15 protein-coding genes are annotated in these 16,877 nt (G+C 52.3%); 10 read left to right on the top strand and 5 right to left on the bottom strand.

The window, feature by feature from the left end:
- Positions 1-89 precede the first annotated feature (89 nt).
- Positions 90-824 (top strand): PhzF family phenazine biosynthesis protein, encoded by a 735-nt coding sequence (locus tag JK208_RS15360; RefSeq protein WP_211576661.1) that lies wholly within the window; start codon positions 90-92, stop codon positions 822-824.
- Between the two features lie 516 nt (positions 825-1,340).
- Here JK208_RS15360 and JK208_RS15355 read toward each other — a convergent pair.
- Entirely contained in the window at positions 1,341-1,568 is a 228-nt protein-coding gene (locus JK208_RS15355) for a transposase (RefSeq protein WP_211576660.1), read from the bottom strand.
- Positions 1,569-2,163: 595 nt separating this feature from the next.
- Here JK208_RS15355 and JK208_RS15350 point away from each other — a divergent pair.
- The 3 genes from JK208_RS15350 to JK208_RS15340 all read left to right on the top strand — a co-directional run bounded on the left by JK208_RS15350 (position 2,164) and on the right by JK208_RS15340 (position 5,916).
- Positions 2,164-3,444, top strand: coding sequence for a Hint domain-containing protein (locus JK208_RS15350; protein ID WP_211576659.1), 1,281 nt, complete (start codon positions 2,164-2,166; stop codon positions 3,442-3,444).
- Positions 3,445-3,470: 26 nt separating this feature from the next.
- The gene (locus tag JK208_RS15345; protein WP_211576658.1) at positions 3,471-5,456 is read left to right on the top strand and encodes a glycosyltransferase family 4 protein; all 1,986 of its coding nucleotides are present in this window, start codon (positions 3,471-3,473) and stop codon (positions 5,454-5,456) included.
- Between the two features lie 211 nt (positions 5,457-5,667).
- Entirely contained in the window at positions 5,668-5,916 is a 249-nt protein-coding gene (locus JK208_RS15340; RefSeq protein WP_211576657.1) for a transposase, read from the top strand.
- Positions 5,917-6,128: 212 nt separating this feature from the next.
- Here the strand turns inward: JK208_RS15340 and JK208_RS15335 are convergent, their stop codons facing one another.
- Positions 6,129-6,941, bottom strand: a complete 813-nt coding sequence (locus tag JK208_RS15335; RefSeq protein WP_211576656.1) for an SDR family oxidoreductase — start codon at positions 6,939-6,941, stop codon at positions 6,129-6,131.
- Between the two features lie 61 nt (positions 6,942-7,002).
- On the bottom strand, positions 7,003-8,535 hold the full coding sequence (locus tag JK208_RS15330) for an efflux transporter outer membrane subunit (protein ID WP_249202191.1): 1,533 nt from the start codon (positions 8,533-8,535) through the stop codon (positions 7,003-7,005).
- Between the two features lie 101 nt (positions 8,536-8,636).
- On the opposite strand from JK208_RS15330, the gene JK208_RS15325 reads away from it, so the two are divergent.
- Entirely contained in the window at positions 8,637-9,245 is a 609-nt protein-coding gene (locus tag JK208_RS15325) for a TetR/AcrR family transcriptional regulator (protein ID WP_194262197.1), read from the top strand.
- Between the two features lie 124 nt (positions 9,246-9,369).
- On the opposite strand, the gene JK208_RS15995 is transcribed toward JK208_RS15325, so the two are convergent.
- A complete protein-coding gene (locus JK208_RS15995; protein ID WP_249202193.1) occupies positions 9,370-9,618 on the bottom strand; it encodes a hypothetical protein in 249 nt (82 codons plus the stop codon).
- Here JK208_RS15995 and JK208_RS15320 point away from each other — a divergent pair.
- The 4 genes from JK208_RS15320 to JK208_RS15305 all read left to right on the top strand — a co-directional run bounded on the left by JK208_RS15320 (position 9,511) and on the right by JK208_RS15305 (position 14,824).
- Positions 9,511-10,422 carry an efflux RND transporter periplasmic adaptor subunit gene (locus JK208_RS15320; protein WP_249202192.1) on the top strand — a complete coding sequence of 304 codons (912 nt, stop codon included), beginning with the start codon at positions 9,511-9,513 and terminating at the stop codon, positions 10,420-10,422. The genes JK208_RS15995 and JK208_RS15320 overlap by 108 nt on opposite strands.
- Positions 10,419-13,478, top strand: coding sequence for an efflux RND transporter permease subunit (locus JK208_RS15315; RefSeq protein ID WP_211576654.1), 3,060 nt, complete (start codon positions 10,419-10,421; stop codon positions 13,476-13,478). The genes JK208_RS15320 and JK208_RS15315 overlap by 4 nt, the downstream gene beginning before the upstream one ends.
- 159 nt (positions 13,479-13,637) lie before the next feature.
- Positions 13,638-14,237, top strand: a complete 600-nt coding sequence (locus JK208_RS15310; RefSeq protein ID WP_211576653.1) for a glutathione S-transferase family protein — start codon at positions 13,638-13,640, stop codon at positions 14,235-14,237.
- Positions 14,234-14,824, top strand: coding sequence for a hypothetical protein (locus JK208_RS15305; RefSeq protein ID WP_211576652.1), 591 nt, complete (start codon positions 14,234-14,236; stop codon positions 14,822-14,824). Before JK208_RS15310 ends, JK208_RS15305 begins: the two co-directional genes overlap by 4 nt.
- On the opposite strand, the gene JK208_RS15300 is transcribed toward JK208_RS15305, so the two are convergent.
- On the bottom strand, positions 14,814-15,731 hold the full coding sequence (locus tag JK208_RS15300; RefSeq protein ID WP_211576651.1) for a LysR family transcriptional regulator: 918 nt from the start codon (positions 15,729-15,731) through the stop codon (positions 14,814-14,816). The two genes, JK208_RS15305 and JK208_RS15300, sit on opposite strands and share 11 nt — an antisense overlap.
- Before the next feature lie 103 nt (positions 15,732-15,834).
- Here JK208_RS15300 and JK208_RS15295 point away from each other — a divergent pair, with 103 nt between their 5' ends.
- The gene (locus JK208_RS15295) at positions 15,835-16,647 is read left to right on the top strand and encodes an NAD(P)H-dependent oxidoreductase (protein ID WP_211576650.1); all 813 of its coding nucleotides are present in this window, start codon (positions 15,835-15,837) and stop codon (positions 16,645-16,647) included.
- Positions 16,648-16,877: the final 230 nt, after the last annotated feature.

Raw genomic sequence — 16,877 nt, 5'->3', positions numbered from 1 at the left:
GCGCTCATACATTCATGTCCGCAATCCACATCGCAGCAAGCGTCATCTTCTACCTCAAAGAATGAGTCCTGAGCCTAAACACAAAACAAATGCAAGCGATCGCTGGTTGGACAAACCTGTCGGAAACGACATTTCTACTCCCCCCAACTCAGCCAGGCGCGACCTATAAACTGCGCATCTTCAGTCCGCGCAACGAACTGGACTTTGCTGGGCACCCTACCCTCGGAAGCGCATTTGCCGCGCTCGAGGCAAAGCGTATTTTTCCTACAAACGGAAAAATTATTCAGGAATGTGGTGTCGGCCTGGTCACTCTCCACGTGGAAGATACGCATCTTTCTCTTACGCTTCCTGAACCGAAACTGAAGGTTGTTACCAACGAAACCATTTCAGAAATAGAAGCCGCCCTTGGGCGCTCTGTGTCCAGAATCGCTTCCCCCGTGACGGTCAATACAGGGATTGTTTGGATTGTCACCTATATTCCGGATGCAAAGGATGTTTTAAATATCAAACCAAATCTGGAACGCCTGACAGCTCTTTCTAATAAATTGAACGTCACTGGCGTGACAGTTTTTGGCGATAAGGGACAGTCTGGCGAGATTGAGGTCCGGACATTCGCACCTGCATCTGGCATCGAAGAGGATCCCGTCTGCGGGAGCGGAAATGGTAGTGTTGCGGCTTTCCGCCAACATTACAAACTTTTAGAAAGACAGGAAATGACTTACACCGCCAATCAAGGTCAAAAGTTGGTCGCGATGGAAAAATTGTCATTTATTACACCGAAGATGGTCAAATTATTCTTAGCGGATCGTGCATCACAACCGTAAACGGGACAATAAATATTTGATATTCCAATAAATATAAATATATTTTAGCATCCCTTGCCATCCTTTCCCCTGTCCATAATGACGCATGCAAGACCCGAGCCTTTTCAAGCTTAATTAAGTTTCGCAGAGAAAAGTTATTCATTGGAGTGGTGAGACGAGATTGACGAAGCCAAAGATATGATTTCTTGGTTTCGGCATATCGGTTGGCAACACATTGCCAGTCCTAGAGTTTATTGAAGAGGCGCTCGACGAAATTTCGTCAACAATACTTATCCTATCATGAGGGACAGGATCGCGGCGGTTGTTTTTGTGTGGAATGACGGATTCGATGTCGATCTCGTAACCTTTATCGACCGGGAACACCTTGATCCTGTCAGGGATCATACGGAACGTCGGGCCGAAACCATGGAAATCGTGTGTCTCTTTTGACGTCAGGACAAAACCGATAGGACACCCCTGAGGTCGTATCGGACCTGCAGTCTGGTGGTGGAACTGTCACCCGACCGTCCAAACGCCTCAGTTGCCTGAGATATTTTTTATAACGATGAAATAATGATTCACTGGGGTCAACGTGCTGACGATCATGTCTGATTTGGTATCTCGTTCGACCGCCTCAGCCAGGATTTCCTGCACCGTATCGAACACGTCCGTCGTCACCCAGCGTCGGTAGCGTCGGAACACGCTGTTCCACTTGCCAGAGTCATGAGGCAGACAGACGATTGTTTTGCGCAGGACGACAGCCATGATCCTTCTCGAGCGAAAGCATCATCCCAATAAGGGTTCATCCTTCGTTAGAAATGCTCAATACGATCGCCCAACAATGTCTCTAAAAAGCAGCCCTGAATCAATCAGGGATGTTACTGTCAAACCTCGTCCACGAAATCTAGGCTGTGGCGTCCATGTGCAGATGCATCTGCCGCTTGTCAACAATATTAGACAATCTGATTCGCGCAGCAGCCAGTCTCATTTTTGATTTAGAGTCAAAAAATAGAGTGGTGAGGTCGATAGGGCGGATTATCCTTCTTTCTTGCTATCAAAAATAGTACGGGCTTCGTGATCTATTTTTAGGCCAACATAGACGGAATGGAATCACTGAAGCATAACTCAAAAACTGAGTATTTTTCAGAAATTTTCATTTTAGATAATTCGACGCAATATGCGTGGACCAAAGAGGAATCTGATTCTCGGTAACCATTTATTATATAATATAACTATTTTATGATGATACTTTATGCGAAAGTGTCGTAATTTTTTATAGAAATAAATTATTTTTCTTGTTTTGCTTCATTCAGTCTTTCTGGGTTGATGTTCGAGTCAACGAGAAAAATGGAGAAGTAACATGTCCAATATCGGAAATACTTATTACGGATCTGGGAATTCTCTCTCACTTACAGCCTCAACAAATGGTGGCAGCTACCATCTGGGTTCTCTTTTGGCTATTGGTGCCAATGACTTGACTGTGGAATCCGGAGACGGATCTGCAGTCAGCGCCACTGTCCAGTTGGCTGCGCTCGCGGCCGCTGCTTCATATACGATAACGGCGGAAGCTCACACGACAGTCGCAGTCAGCAGTGGAACAGTTGGCATCTTGACCGGAGTTACGCTTGATGCGGACGGCGGGACAATGTCTATTAGCGGCGGTTTGTTGGATGCATTGAAATACGTAACGGTAAATATTACAAACGGCGGCACTTTTAGTGGATCTGCCAGTTTTATTAGCGCGGCGTCAGGCCTTCAGATCAATTTTGGGGAGGGAGGGGGAACCCTCAATCTTGCGGCATCAAGCGCGAATATCGCTCTTTTGAGTGGAGCAACTATCAATGGTTTCGGGGCAGGCGACGAGATTATCGTGAGCTCTAACGGCACTCTGGCAACGATTACAGGTGTTACATACAACTCCCTGCTTGACACAAGTACGATATCTTTTGGCAATGGGGATACATTAATCCTCAATGGGCAATACACGGATCAAGAAGATGGAGAGGGGACATATCTCTCCACACAGTCCGTTTCAGGCGGAAATGGAACGGAGCTTGTCGTCGCGTGCTTTGCGAAGGGGACCGCAATTCACGCTGCAGACGGAGAAGTCTCCGTAGAGAATTTGCAGATTGGGGATCTGGTTCGGACTGTGAGCGGAGATTTGAAACCTGTAGTCTGGATTGGCTACAGAAGTTATTCATCGCGTTTCGCAGGCGTAAACCCGAATGTTATCCCTGTAACTTTCAAACGTGGTTCGTTGGGAGGTGGTCTCCCCGTTTGCGATCTGACAGTCTCTCCGAAACATGCAATGTTGATAGATGGAGTGCTTGTCCAAGCTGAAAGCCTTGTGAACGAGACAACAATAGTCCGATCGTTTAGTAAAAAAATAATTGAATATTATCATATAGAACTTGAAGAGCACGACGCTGTTTATGCAGAAGGGACGCCTTCCGAGACGTTCATCGACGATTCAAGCCGATCAATGTTCCATAACGTAAACGACTATTATGCACTTTACCCAAACCGGAGGGTGAAACCGGTGCATTACTGTGCTCCGCGCCTAGAAGAAGGGCCCATCGTAGAGCGTATTCGTCGCAATCTGCAAGAGATTTCCAAGAAAAATACGCTTCTTTCAGCGTGATTATAGTATGAAGATACTTATTGATCATGAATGGAAAAAATCTTGACGGAGAGGAATCTCTCGCTGTCGTGCGTGGATTTGTCGATAAAATCGACAAATCCACCATCGTAGGATGGGCATATAATGGGACGGATAAGCCGGTAGCTATCCGTCTATTATGTAATGGAGTCGTTCTAGGGATCATCAAAGCCGATTTGTATAGAGAGGACCTCGAGCAGTCTGGTATAGGTGATGGATGTCATGGTTTTTGTTTCAATGTCGTAGGTGGGTTACCTTCAGGAGAGTTAATCCAAATTGAAGCAAGAGAAGCCGTGAGTGGCGTCGAGTTGGAGGGTTCTCCCTGCCAAGTCGAAATCCCGGCTGGGCCACGACACGTTACTGCATTAGCAAATTTGCAGGAAGGAAAGCATGCAGGCATTCTGGATACTGTTGAAAGACGCTGTATAGCGGGGTGGGCATGGGACGAAAGCCATCCCGAAAATTCTGTTGGCATACAGGTAATTGTTAATGATTGTGTATTAATAAACTCTATAGCAAATAGGTTTCGAGAAGATTTAAAAGAATGTGGGATTGGAACGGGCTATCATGGATTCATTATAATATTACCAGAATTATTATCCCCACACATATGCAATACCGTTCGTGTTATCAGAGATGATGGGGCTGAATTACAGGGGTCCCCAGTTATTATCGAAGCGGTTTCCATTTTTGATCCAGATATACTTTGGTTCATGCAGCTTGCAGCAAAGCGCGTTGGAAATAATGAAGAGAGAGAGCGAATTTCGGAAATACTTCTGTCAACGTTGGATATTTTGAAGACAACGGCTAATGAAGAAATATCTGGTTATGACAAGCATTCCATTGAACGACAGAAGGCTTTGACATCGGGGTTTGAAGATCCTTCTCGGAAGATTAAAAATCGTTATAAACGTGCGCTAGTGATAGATAGTAGATTTCCAAATCCAAGTCGCGATGCTGGCTCAAATGCTATTATATCGCATATTCGTGCACTTTCAGATATGGGATACGATGTTTCTTTTATTGCGTTAAATGAAACAAAGGCGACCAAAGAACAAAAGAATTTTTTGGAAAAAGATGGGATCCAAATTTTAGAGGCCCCGCTTTTTGATACTGTGGAAGTAGTTTTACGCAATCAACGTGATAGTTTTTCCTTGATTTATCTCCATCGAGTGGAGGTGGCGCAGGCTTATATCGGTCTTGCAAGATGCTTTCAGTCGCGCGCTCGTATCATTTTTAGTGTTGCCGATCTGTCTTATTTAAGATTGGAACGCCAAGCCATAGAACTTGATGATATGGAATTAAAGAGTAAGGCGCAGCGTGTGCGGGTTCTGGAGCGAATTTGTGCCATTCAGGCTGACGCTTTGATTACGCATTCAACAGAAGAAATGCGTATTCTGAAAGAACTAGCGCCGCGAACGCCTGTTTTTGTTGTGCCGTGGGTGATTGAAACGCCTCCCGTTATTCAACGGCTTCAAAATCGTATCGGTTGTCTTTTTGTCGGACATTACGCTCATCAACCTAATCTTGATGCAGCCTTCTGGTTAATAGAAGAAATTATGCCCCTTGTTCACAAGCAGCGTCCAGATATCATTTGTTATCTTGTTGGCTCTCATATGCCAGAGCGTCTTCGGAATACCACAAGTCCGGGCATAGAAATTCTTGGGCATGTTCAGGATCTGAATGAAGTTTTTAGTAGGGTAAGGATTGGCGTTGCACCTCTTCGCTTTGGAGCGGGTATTAAAGGCAAGGTTCTTGAAATGTTGGGGTGGGGTCTTCCTGTTGTCATGACACCTGTCGCTGCTGAAGGGATCCCTCTTCCGGTAGAGTTGAAGGAGGTTGTTGTGGAGAAGGACGCTGATAGTATTGCGAATATGATTATTTCCATGCATGAAGACAGAGATATTGATAGTATATCAAGAATTGGTGTTTCTTTTATTAGAGAAAAATATTGTATTTCTTCAATAATAAATTCAATGAAGAAAATCGAATAATATAATATATTTTTAATTAATTATCAGTGGGAATTTATGGTGTCTTTATAATTATAATGAAAATTTTTTTGGGTTTCGTGGAAGAGGTTTGGCAGTAACGTCACTGATTGATTCAGGGCCGCTTTTTAGAGTCATTGTTGGGTGATCGTATTGAGCTTTCTGATGAAGGATGAACCCTTGTCGGGACGCTGCTTTCGCTCGAAAAAGGGTCATGGCTGTCGTCCTGCGCAAAACAATCGTCTGTCTGCCTCATGACTCTGGCAAGTGGAATAGCGTGTTCCGACGCTACCGACGCTGGGTGACGACGGACGTGTTCGATGCGGTGCAGGAAATCCTGGCTGAGGCGGTCGAACGGGATACCAAATCAGACATGATCGACAGCACGGTCACCCAGGCGCATCATTGTATAGTCGGTATAAAAAGAATCTCAGGCAAGCGAGGCGTTTGGACGGTGGCGTGACAGCTTCACCAGCAAACTGTAGCACCGATGCGCTGTCAGCGGGTGTCCTATCGGTTTGGTCCTGACGTCAAAAGAGACTCACGATGTCCATGGTTTCGGGCTGCTGTTCCGTGATCCCTGACAGGATTAAGGCGCTCCTCGCCGATAAAGGTTACGATGCAGACCTCGTGACCAACAGGCCCTGCAGGGCCTATCACCAATACCGGCAAATATTATGGTCCCAGAACTTTCTTCATCGCGGCTCTTTGCATTGATCTTGGCATCAGGCGGTTGGAAAACCCGACGATCTTGTTCATGATCCCGGCTGTGACACTCGCCTTTCCTTTCCAAAGTGCCGAAAGACCACTTTGCACGACTGGGCGGGGCTGCATGGTCAACATCCGCAATGCAGTTGAAACGCTCGCACCAGCCACCGCGTCAAAGCCCGTTTCCGTATGGCCCGGGCAAAGGACGGTCACCTTTACACCGCGAGAGCGGAGTTCATCGTGCAGTGCCTCCCCGAAAGAAAGCACATAGGCTTTCGTCGCAGCATAGGCCGCGTAAGTCGGCACGGGCTGAAATGCCAGAATGCTGGACACAAGCAGAATATGACCATTGCCGCGCTCCGCCATGGCCGCGCCAAACATATAGCTTAACTCAGTAAGCGCCGTGATATTGAGTTGAATCATGTCGACGGTTCGCTCAATCGGAATATCCAGAAAATCTCCGTGCAGGCCATAGCCGGCATTATTCACCAGAATATCGATCTGGAGCGATCGGGCATCCAGCCTCTCTCTGAGACGACCGGCCGCTCCGGGGCTGGCCAGATCAAATGGTTCAACGATGACATCCACACCATGTTGAAGCCGAAGTCTTTCCGCCAGCGTCTCCATCGGCTCCTGTCGTCTGGCGACAAGAACAAGATCCACTCCCTGCGCTGCCAGTAAATCGGCAAAATCGACACCCAGACCACTTGAAGCCCCAGTGACCAAGGCTCTTTTACCGCGGGTAATCGTTTCATGTGTTCCAGAAATATTCTGTGCCATATTCTGCTCTTTCAACTTTGATGCTTACTGAAACAACGACCACGACAAGTCTGTTGATGGCCTAACGTGAGGCTATTTGGAGACCGTCCGCCGCTCCTTCCCAGCCGCCGCCGATCGCTCTGAAGGATCGGACAGCGGCCCGGGCGGTTTCGCTCTGGTTATCGGCCTGGCGGTCTTCGGCCTCGAGCAACTGCCGGTTGGCATCAAGGACATCCGTGAGAGGAATAACCCCCGCCTTGTAGGACTGGCTGGAAAGATCACGAGCCTGGGTCAAAGAAGCCACTTCGGTTCTGAGATCGTCTCCACGTTTTTCAGACTGAGCCAACGCCATAAAAGCGTTTTCCACGTCTTCGGCCGCGTGAAGAACCGTTGACCGATACTGTGCCAGTTGTTCGGCATGTGCGCCTTTTGCCTGCTGGACTTCCGCATCGATCTTGCCGAAATCGAAAATCCTCCACCGAAGAGCGCCGGACGCCGACGGCCCGAAACCTGCTGGCGTAAACATCTTGTTCACGCTCAGACTCTGAAACCCAAGAGCACCCGAGAGCGAAAGCTTCGGATAATAATCAGCCAGCGCCTGACCGATACGTGCGTTTGACGCGGCAAGACGCCGCTCTGCCGCGATAATATCGGGGCGGCGCCTCAAAATATCTGCGGGCGTGACATTACCAATGGGCGGAATTGCAGGCGAAGGCGAGGCAAAAGCCAATTCCTGTGCACAAGTCCCGGGCTGGGCGTCCATCAGGACATCCAGCCGGTTAAGCTGAACCTCTAACGCGACCCGTAGTACCGGCACTGTCTCGCGTGCAAACTGAAGAAGGGCCTGCGCCTGATCAAGCTCACGCTGCGACGCAACACCGCGGTCCCGCTTTTGCTGCACAAGATCGAACAAGTGCCGATCCGTTGAAATCTGATCCTGCGCGACGCGTAGCCGGGCCTGATATCCCCGTATCTGGAAATAAGCGTCCGCAGCCTCTCCTGCCACGCTCACCCGCACACCAGCGCTCTGCGCAACAACAGCCTCGGCTTCATCCCGGGCCGCCTCATGCCCACGTCTCAGACCGCCGAACAGATCCAGCTCCCAACTGGCCACGCCATGCACATCATAAGCACGCTGATCGCGGTTATAGCCCGGAAAATTATGCGCTATCCGACCAATCAGTCCTTCATTGGACAGCCGGTAGGCCGATGCCTGCGGAGCAAAATCCAGTGTTGGCAGCATTTGTGCAGCAGTGGCCTCAGCCGCACCATGAGCCTGTCTTATACGCCCGATTGCCGCTTCCAGATCAAGATTCTGCGTCAGAACACGCCGTTCTATGCGAACCAGTTCAGCGTCGTGGAATTCCTCCCACCAGCGATCCAGAGAAGCCTGCCCGCCGCCATACCCTCGCAAGTCGACATTATGAAACGCGGCAAGATCCGAGTGAGGTGCTTTGTAATTCGGCCCCACCGCACACGCCCCGAGACTTAACATAGCCGCAAGTGACAAAGGCGTTCTCGCGAAGCGCACGCCCCTTGAGAGCTTCATAAACATCGCTTGTGCGGTGTGATCGACGGCCATACGCTCATGCCCCAAATGTGATCCAGCAATCATGTCTGGCTCTACAATGCGAGTGAATGGTTTTCACATTCGTCACTCGTTGTCAATATTGGGTAACAGAGCTATGAAGGACGGGTCAAACAAGGGGCAAAACGATGACCAGAAAACCTTCCGGGCAGCGAGGCCCCGTCGACCATGACCGTCGGGAGCAGATCATCACGGCGGCACACGAGCACTTCCGGCGGTACGGCTATAAAAAAACGACAGTCGCGGATCTGGCAAAGGCGATCGGTCTGTCCACCGCCTATCTCTATAAATTCTTCGACTCAAAGAAAGCAATTGGCGAAGCGATCTGCACCCTCTGCCACGACAAGCTCCTGACCGACATCCAGACCGTCGTGAGAGAAGACATCACACCCCCTGAAAAACTGCGAAAAACCTTTCAGTCTCTTGCTCATAATGGAGCCGATCTCTTCATTCATGATCGTAAAATGCACGATATTGTCGCGTCCGCAATTGAGGAGAAATGGCACGCCGCCATCGCCTTCGATCAGGAATTGAGCAGCATTATCCGCCACATTATTCTGGAAGGGCGCGAACAGGGAGAGTTCGAACGCAAGACGCCGATTGATGAAGCCTGCCGCGCCATCACACTCAGCCTTCAGCCCATCCGGCATCCCGTTCTTCTCGAATACAATCTGGAAACCCTCGATACCGATGCCACGATGATTGCCAATCTGGTTCTGCGCAGCCTCGCACCGTAAATTTTAAGTGACGATTTGACGTTTCGTTCACTAATAAACAGGATAAGTCACCACTCTTGTCCTGGAGCCCTCAATGGCCGTCTTGCGCCTGCCCCGCCTTACGGCGGCAACTTTGTTCGCCACTTTAGGACTCGTCGGCTGCAAACGAGAGGCTCACTCCGACCCTCGCGTTGCCGATCGTATCGTTCAGACCGCCCAGATCGAAAATGCGCGCGCCGACACGTACCAATTCACCGGGACTGTCGTCGCGCGGGTACAAAGCGATCTGGGCTTTCGTATTCAAGGCAAAATTATTGAGCGCCTGGTTGACGTCGGCCAGCAGGTAAAGGCTGGTCAGGTGCTGATGCGGCTTGACCCGACTGATTACGTTCATGCCCTGACAGCACAGACAGGGAGCATGGCTTCCGCGCATGCCCGTTGGGTAAAGGCTACCGCCGATGAAAAGCGCTATCGCGGCCTTGTTGGTACGGGAGCGGCGTCTGCCTTAACCTACGACGAAGTGAAAGCAGAAGCTGACAGCGCAAAAGCTCAGCTCGATGCCGCCATCGCTCAGGAAAAAGTTGCCCGCAATCAGGACGATTATTCACTGCTCCGCGCCGATGCCGACGGGGTTATCGTCCAGACACTGGCAGAACCGGGCCAGGTTGTATCGAGCGGCCAGACCGTCATTGTCCTGGCTCATGCCGGCCCCCGCGAGGCGCGCGTGGATCTTCCCGAAGGCGTCCGTCCGCCGCTGCATTCAGAAGCAAAAGCTTTTCTCTATGGCGGCGCTCAGAAGGTCTCTGCCCATTTGCGAGAGCTTTCCGATGCATCAGATGCGTCAACGCGCACCTATGCCGCGCGCTATGTCATGGAAGGTGAAGGCGCATCGGCTCCTCTGGGAACGACGGTCAGGGTCGAACTCCCCTTCGATCAGGACGCACAGAGTCTTCAGGTTCCTCTGGGAGCACTGGATGACGAAGGACAGGGTCAGGGCATATGGATCGTAGACAACAAAACGTCCCGCGTCAGTTTCCATAAGGTTGCCGTTACCCACCTGACAGAAGAAAACGCCGTCCTCAGTCCTGCCAGAGACCCCAGATTGCACTCTGGAGCGACGATTGTCGCAACAGGAGGCCATTACCTGCATCCCGACGAGCATGTGTCACTCACTCACGAGAAGGTCGCGATGCAATGAGCCGCTTCAACCTTTCGGCTCTGGCGGTTCGCGAGCGCGGGATCACCCTCTTTCTGATTATCGCCCTCAGTCTCGCCGGGGCTTTTTCCTTCAAACAGCTCGGGCGTGCTGAAGACCCCACTTTTACCGTCAAAAGCTTTACCATCTCTGCTGTCTGGCCAGGTGCCACGGCACAGGAGATGCAGGATCTCGTCGCAGACCCTCTGGAAAAAAGACTTCAGGAACTTCAGTGGTATGACCGGGTCGAAACCCTCTCCAGGCCCGGAATGACCGTTCTTCTGGTCACACTAAAGGACAACACGCCGCCATCTGCAGTGCCAGAACAGTTCTATCAGGCGCGCAAAAAGCTTTTTGATACGACCCCCAAACTACCGCGCGGCGTCATGGGGCCTTTTGTCAACGACGAATACAGCGACGTCGATTTCGCCGTTTATGCGATCGAAGGCCATGGTCTGCCCGAACGGCTGCTGGTTCGCCATGCCGAGACCATCCGCCAGCGCCTGCTGCATGTGCCGGGCGTGCGAAAAGTCGACATCGTCGGAGAACGTCCCGAGCAGATTTTCGTCAATCTTTCCAACGCGCGCCTCGCCACACTTGGCATCCGGCTGCAGGATATTTTCAATACTCTTTCCCACCAGAACAGCGTCACGGCAGCGGGTTCGATCGATACCAGCGGTCCACAGGTTTTCATCCGTCTGGATGGCCGTTTCAACGATCTCGAAGCGATCCGCAATACACCCGTCGCAGCCAATGGCCGAACCTTCCGAATAGCCGACATCGCTACAGTCGATCGTGGTTATGAAGATCCTCCGACCTACCTGATCCGGCACAATGGCGAGCAGGCGCTGGTCCTCAATGTCGTAATGCAGGAACACTGGAACGGTCAGACACTGGGGCTTGCGCTCGATGACGCAGGCAAGACCCTCTCGGCAGGCCTTCCCCGAGGCGTCACGCTGACAAAAGTCGTCGATCAGGCAGTGAATATTCACGCGGCGGTCGGCGAGTTCATGCTCAAGTTTTTTGTGGCGCTGATCGTGGTGATGATTGTCAGCCTCATTAGTCTTGGCTGGCGTGTGGGCATTGTGGTTGCCGCTGCTGTTCCCCTTACGCTTGCGACCGTCATGATCATCATGCATCTGACTGGCCGGGCACTTGATCGTATTACTCTTGGCGCCCTGATTATTTCCCTTGGCCTTCTGGTGGACGATGCCATCATCGCAATCGAGATGATGGTGGTGAAACTTGAGGAAGGGTATGAACGCACCAGCGCTGCGGCCTATGCCTGGAGCCATACCGCGGCCCCAATGCTCGCTGGCACACTCGTCACGGTTATTGGCTTTACACCGGTGGGTTTCGTCCAATCCACGGCTGGCGAATATGCGGGCAACATCTTTTGGGTGGTCGGATTTGCACTGATCACCTCGTGGGTCGTTGCAGTCGTTTTCACGCCTTATATGGGGGTAAAGCTTCTCCCCAAAATCCATAAGGTCGGTGACGAGCACGGCTCGCCTTACATGACGCCGCGCTATCAGAGGTTTCGTCGCCTTGTCATCTGGGCAGTACGTCGCAAGTTCATGGTTGCGGGCAGTGTCACGGCAGCTTTCCTTCTGGCGGTCGTGGGGGTGGGAGCCGTCAAACAACAGTTCTTTCCGACATCCGATCGTCCGGAAGTACTCGTTGAAGTCCAGATGCCCGAAGGTACGAGCATTGAAGCAACCAGCAAAATCACCGCACGCGTGGAAAACTGGCTACGCACCCAGCCGGAAGCCACCATCGTCACGAGTTATGTAGGTGCTGGCGCGCCCCGTTTCTTCTTTGCCTATAACCCTGAACTTCCCGATCCGTCCTTTGCGAAAATTATCGTTCTGACCCCGAACGAAAAAGCGCGTGACCGTCTTAAATTCAAGCTCAGAGCGCAGGTCGCGCAGGGATTGGCGCCGGAAGCCCGCATCCGTGCAACGCAACTCGTCTTCGGCCCCTATTCTCACTTTCCCGTCGCATTTCGTGTCATGGGTCCTGATGCAGACGAATTGCGAGTGATTGCGCGGCAAGTGCAGGACATCATGAGGCAAAACCCGAATACCCGCCAAGTGAATACCGACTGGGGCGAACGCGCTCCTACAGCTCATTTCGTGCTGGATCAGGCCCGTTTGCGGCTCGTTGGTTTAACACCCGAAGAGACCGCTTCCCAGATTCAGTTTCTCCTTCTGGGTATTCCAGTCACTCAAGTACGCGAGGATATCCGGACCGTCGATCTGATCGCCCGAAGCGCGGGTCATGACCGCCTCAATCCTGATCGTCTCAAGGACATGACCATCAGCAATGACGAAGGTAAAGCGATTTCCCTGAGCCAGATCGGTCATCTCGACTACCGCGCAGAAGACCCCATCCTGCGCAGGCGGGACCGTGTGCCGACCATTACGGTGCAAAGCGATATCGACGAAAACCTTCAGCCCCCACAAGTCTCGGCAGAGATTGAAGCTGCTTTGGCTCATCTGAAGGCAACCCTGCCGCCCGGCTATCGTATCGAAACGGGTGGAAATACAGAGGAAGCTGGAAAGGCTAATCGCGCTCTGCTTCCGATCTTTCCGGTGATGGTCCTCCTGACCCTTCTCGTTCTGGTCATTGAGACACGCACCATGTCCGCCATGATAATGGTCTTTTTAACAGCACCATTGGGGCTGGTTGGTACTGTTCCCGTCCTGCTGCTCTTTCATCAGCCTTTTGGCTTCAATGCAATTCTGGGACTGATCGGACTATCGGGCATATTGATGCGCAACACACTGATCCTGATAGGGCAGATCAAGGTCAATCAGGCTGCGGGACTTGATCCTTTTCATGCCGTCGTTGAAGCCACCGTACAGCGTGCACGTCCTGTCATTCTGACGGCCCTCGCGGCTGTACTGGCCTTTATTCCTCTGACAGAATCAGTGTTCTGGGGTTCGATGGCCTTTACCCTCATTGGAGGAACCATTGCAGGAACAGTGCTGATTCTGCTCTTTCTGCCCGCTCTTTATGCGATCTGGTACAAAATAAAGCCAAGCGCGCACGTATGAACACAGAAAATCGTAATGGCCCGGAAACCGAGGCAGGGAATTCAAAAACCCTGTCCCCTTCCCTCTGCCCATTTCCAGCACGGCAACGAAGCGTGCGCTTGCTGGGGGAAAGCTTTATACAAATCAGACGTAGTCATCACGCATGACGGAGAAGCGTTCATGAAACTCTACAATCTCGAACTCTCCGGCAATTGTTATAAGGTGCGCCTCTTGGCAGCCTTGGCCCGAATTCATCTGGAACATGTACCCGTGGACCTCGCGGCAGACGAACAGCGCACTCCAGAATTCACGGCCCTGAATCCGTTTCAGGAAGTGCCAGTTCTGATCGACGGGGAGATCGTTCTGCGTGATTCCCAGGCGATCCTCGTCTATCTGGCCGGCCAACTTGCGGACAGAACATGGTGGCCACAAGAACCAGCAGCCCAGGCTGAAATCGTGCAATGGCTTTCCATTGCCGCAAACGAGATACGCGACGGCCCAAACACGGCCCGCCTGATCCGAAAATTTGGCTATGACCGTTCGATGGAAAGCGCACTTCTTGTCACGCAGCGGCTTTTGCCTCTGTTGGACCAGCATTTGAGCGTCCATAACTGGTTCGCTCTTAACCGACCGACCATCGCGGACTGCGCACTATTTCCCTATCTTGCGCTCGCCCACGAAGGCGGGATCGACATCACCCCTTTCAGCGCGCTGACACGCTGGCTCGATCGTGTTCGGGCGCTACCGGAATTCGTGCCAATGCCCGGCATTGACAGATGACACCTAAAGGCGCCGCGACGCTTTCCCCAAACTGGATCGAGACGCTTCTGCCTCGTGTTGATTTTCGGGAACGACATAGCATCGATATTGCGGCTCCTCCGGGACGCATTCTTGACTGCTCGATGGACTACCGCTTGAAACATGATCCGCTGGTTCGTGCTGCCGTAAAGCTACGCGAACTGCCCATGCATATGTTGGGACGCACCAGTCGACCACCCTTTGACCAGGACGATTTTACCTTTTTAGGACGTGATGGAGACAGCACCCTTGCTTTCGGGCTGGTTGGTGCATTCTGGGAAGCCGATTACGGGTTACTCCCATGCGGTTCAGTGGAAGATTTCCGGAGTTGCGCAAAGCAGGACGTTTGCAGGCTTGTACTTTCCTACACGCTTCTGCCTCTGACACACGGAAGAGCGCGCCTCACGACCGAGACATGTATCTACTGTCCTACGTCCGCGACCCGACGACGTTTCGCGCCTTACTGGTATCTTATCCGCCCCGTGAGCGGACTGATCCGCAGACGCATGTTAGCTTCTGTGCGCACGCGGGCTGAACGCCGCAGCAAAGTTCGAACACTCACCGGCTGATGCCGGGAACCCGCCTAAGTCCCTTCGCAAGAAAATCAACGCAGAGACGGACCCGGGTCAGGTTCGTCCGTTCCGGCGCGATCAGCATACTCAGCGGCACGGGCGACAGCGTATAATCTGGCAGTATATGCTCAAGACGACCATCCCGCAGGCAGTCCTCTATCAGCCAGCGATGGGCTGGCCCGTAGCCTCGACCTGCAAGAAACGCATCTCGCGCTGCCAGACCATGATCGACGATCAAACGACCGTAGAACGGCACAATGTGATTTCTGCCCCTCGTGCTCCGCAAAACCAGCCGGTCCGATCCATGCACACGAGACATCCGCACGCCCTCAAGCTGACGCAGGTCCTCGGGGCTCCGCACAGGACCGTTGCGACGCAGCCATTCGGGAGATGCGACCAGCATACGCTGACTCTCGCCAAGGGAGCGCAGTTTCATCGCGCAATCGCTCAGGGGGCCAAGACGGATGGCAATATCAACACCGTCACGCACCAGATCAATACGCTCGTCCGTCAGACCGAATTCCACCCTGATGCCTGGGTTCTCGTCCTGAAAAGCATAGACGAGACGACTGACATGCAGAACACCCAACGCACCGGTACAGGAAATACGCACCGTTCCGGCCGTTGCCTGCCGTGTATCGCGCATTTCCTGACTTGCCTGCTCGACGAGGGAAAGAATCTGCACGCACTGTGTATAATATCGCGTGCCTTCGTCTGTTAAAGCAGTCCGGCGCGTGGTGCGCGTCAGTAACGAGACACCCAGAGCCTCTTCGAGTTCACGCAGATGCCGCGTTACTGTCGATTGTCCGGCACCGGTTTCCCGTGAGACGGCGGCCAGATTGCCGCGTTCAGCGATGCGTACAAAGGTTCGCATCCGTTCCAGCGAGATCAGGGATTGTTCCATTTTTCGGCACAGTGCCTTCCGCTATCTCCATATGGGAGAAGAATATCCTATCGCCTAGTCTTGCCGGGAAACGAACCTTTTTTGCAAAGACAAGGCCCCACGCATGAATGTCCTGATCGTGTTTGCCCATCCCGAACGACACTCCCTCAATGGCGCTCTTCTCGATATCGCAGTCGCCGAACTGCAATCGCAGAGGCACGAGGTCAAAGTCTCTGATCTTTATACCATGCACTGGAAAGCGACTGTCGACCGCAGCGATTTCCCGGATCTGCCTGCCGACGAGCGCCTGAAAGTGGCATCTGTATCTTCCCGCGAATTCGCAGCGGAAAGCCTAACGGATGACGTGAAAGCAGAACAGGAGAAACTTCGCTGGGCCGATACCGTGATTTTCCAGTTCCCGCTCTGGTGGTTCGCCATGCCGGCGATCCTCAAAGGCTGGGTTGACCGCGTTTATGCCTGTGGCTTTGCGTATGGCGTTGGTGAACACAGCGATCGCCGCTGGGGGGACCGCTATGGCGAAGGCATGATGGCAGGCAAGCGCGCCATGCTAATCGTCACGACCGGAGGTTGGCCGGAGCATTATTCCGAACGCGGGATCAATGGTCAGATCGATGATCTGCTGTTTCCGATCAACCATGGTATTCTGTTCTATCCCGGCTTCACAGTGCTACCGCCTTTCGTGGCTTACAGGACAGACCGACTGGATGACGCACGTTTCGAAATTGTATCCGAACAACTTCGCGAGCGTATGCGCACGCTCGCAACGACAACGCCGATCCCCTACCGGAAGCAAAACGGCGGCGACTACCAGATCCCGACGATGCAACTGAAACCCGGCCTGGAGACACCAGGCGCCGTTCGTCTTGCCCTGCATGTCGCAGAACCAAAGTCCTGTCTCCGCGACTGTGAGGACTAGCGTCAAGAGCATCACGCGGAAGTGAAAACCGATGAAATTGCGCCCTGGTACTTTTCCGTTTGTTTCCTATGTGTTTTCTACGGCGCGTTTCAGGCACAAAAAAAAAGCCATCCGAAAGGGTGGCTTTTCTTCTGTCTTTTCAGACACTTATTTCTGGTTGCGGGGGCAGGATTTGAACCTGCGGCCTTCAGGTTATGAGCCTGACGAGCTACCGGGCTGCTCCACCCCGC

This window comes from Gluconobacter sp. Dm-74 (genome assembly GCF_018256135.1).
GTDB lineage: Bacteria > Pseudomonadota > Alphaproteobacteria > Acetobacterales > Acetobacteraceae > Gluconobacter > Gluconobacter cadivus.
This window is presented reverse-complemented; position numbering and strand designations above follow the sequence as displayed.

What these genes read in the sequence shown, in the direction of transcription:
- JK208_RS15305 (WP_211576652.1), top strand. Translation starts at nt 14,234, where the DNA reads ATGACACCTAAAGGCGCCGCGACGCTTTCCCCAAACTGGATCGAGACG.
- JK208_RS15345 (WP_211576658.1), top strand. Translation starts at nt 3,471, where the DNA reads ATGAATGGAAAAAATCTTGACGGAGAGGAATCTCTCGCTGTCGTGCGT.
- JK208_RS15295 (WP_211576650.1), top strand. Translation starts at nt 15,835, where the DNA reads ATGAATGTCCTGATCGTGTTTGCCCATCCCGAACGACACTCCCTCAAT.
- JK208_RS15330 (WP_249202191.1), bottom strand. Translation starts at nt 8,535, where the DNA reads ATGATTGCTGGATCACATTTGGGGCATGAGCGTATGGCCGTCGATCAC.
- JK208_RS15360 (WP_211576661.1), top strand. Translation starts at nt 90, where the DNA reads ATGCAAGCGATCGCTGGTTGGACAAACCTGTCGGAAACGACATTTCTA.
- JK208_RS15350 (WP_211576659.1), top strand. Translation starts at nt 2,164, where the DNA reads ATGTCCAATATCGGAAATACTTATTACGGATCTGGGAATTCTCTCTCA.
- JK208_RS15310 (WP_211576653.1), top strand. Translation starts at nt 13,638, where the DNA reads ATGAAACTCTACAATCTCGAACTCTCCGGCAATTGTTATAAGGTGCGC.
- JK208_RS15325 (WP_194262197.1), top strand. Translation starts at nt 8,637, where the DNA reads ATGACCAGAAAACCTTCCGGGCAGCGAGGCCCCGTCGACCATGACCGT.
- JK208_RS15300 (WP_211576651.1), bottom strand. Translation starts at nt 15,731, where the DNA reads ATGGAACAATCCCTGATCTCGCTGGAACGGATGCGAACCTTTGTACGC.
- JK208_RS15995 (WP_249202193.1), bottom strand. Translation starts at nt 9,618, where the DNA reads ATGAACGTAATCAGTCGGGTCAAGCCGCATCAGCACCTGACCAGCCTT.
- JK208_RS15355 (WP_211576660.1), bottom strand. Translation starts at nt 1,568, where the DNA reads ATGGCTGTCGTCCTGCGCAAAACAATCGTCTGTCTGCCTCATGACTCT.
- JK208_RS15340 (WP_211576657.1), top strand. Translation starts at nt 5,668, where the DNA reads ATGGCTGTCGTCCTGCGCAAAACAATCGTCTGTCTGCCTCATGACTCT.
- JK208_RS15335 (WP_211576656.1), bottom strand. Translation starts at nt 6,941, where the DNA reads ATGGCACAGAATATTTCTGGAACACATGAAACGATTACCCGCGGTAAA.
- JK208_RS15315 (WP_211576654.1), top strand. Translation starts at nt 10,419, where the DNA reads ATGAGCCGCTTCAACCTTTCGGCTCTGGCGGTTCGCGAGCGCGGGATC.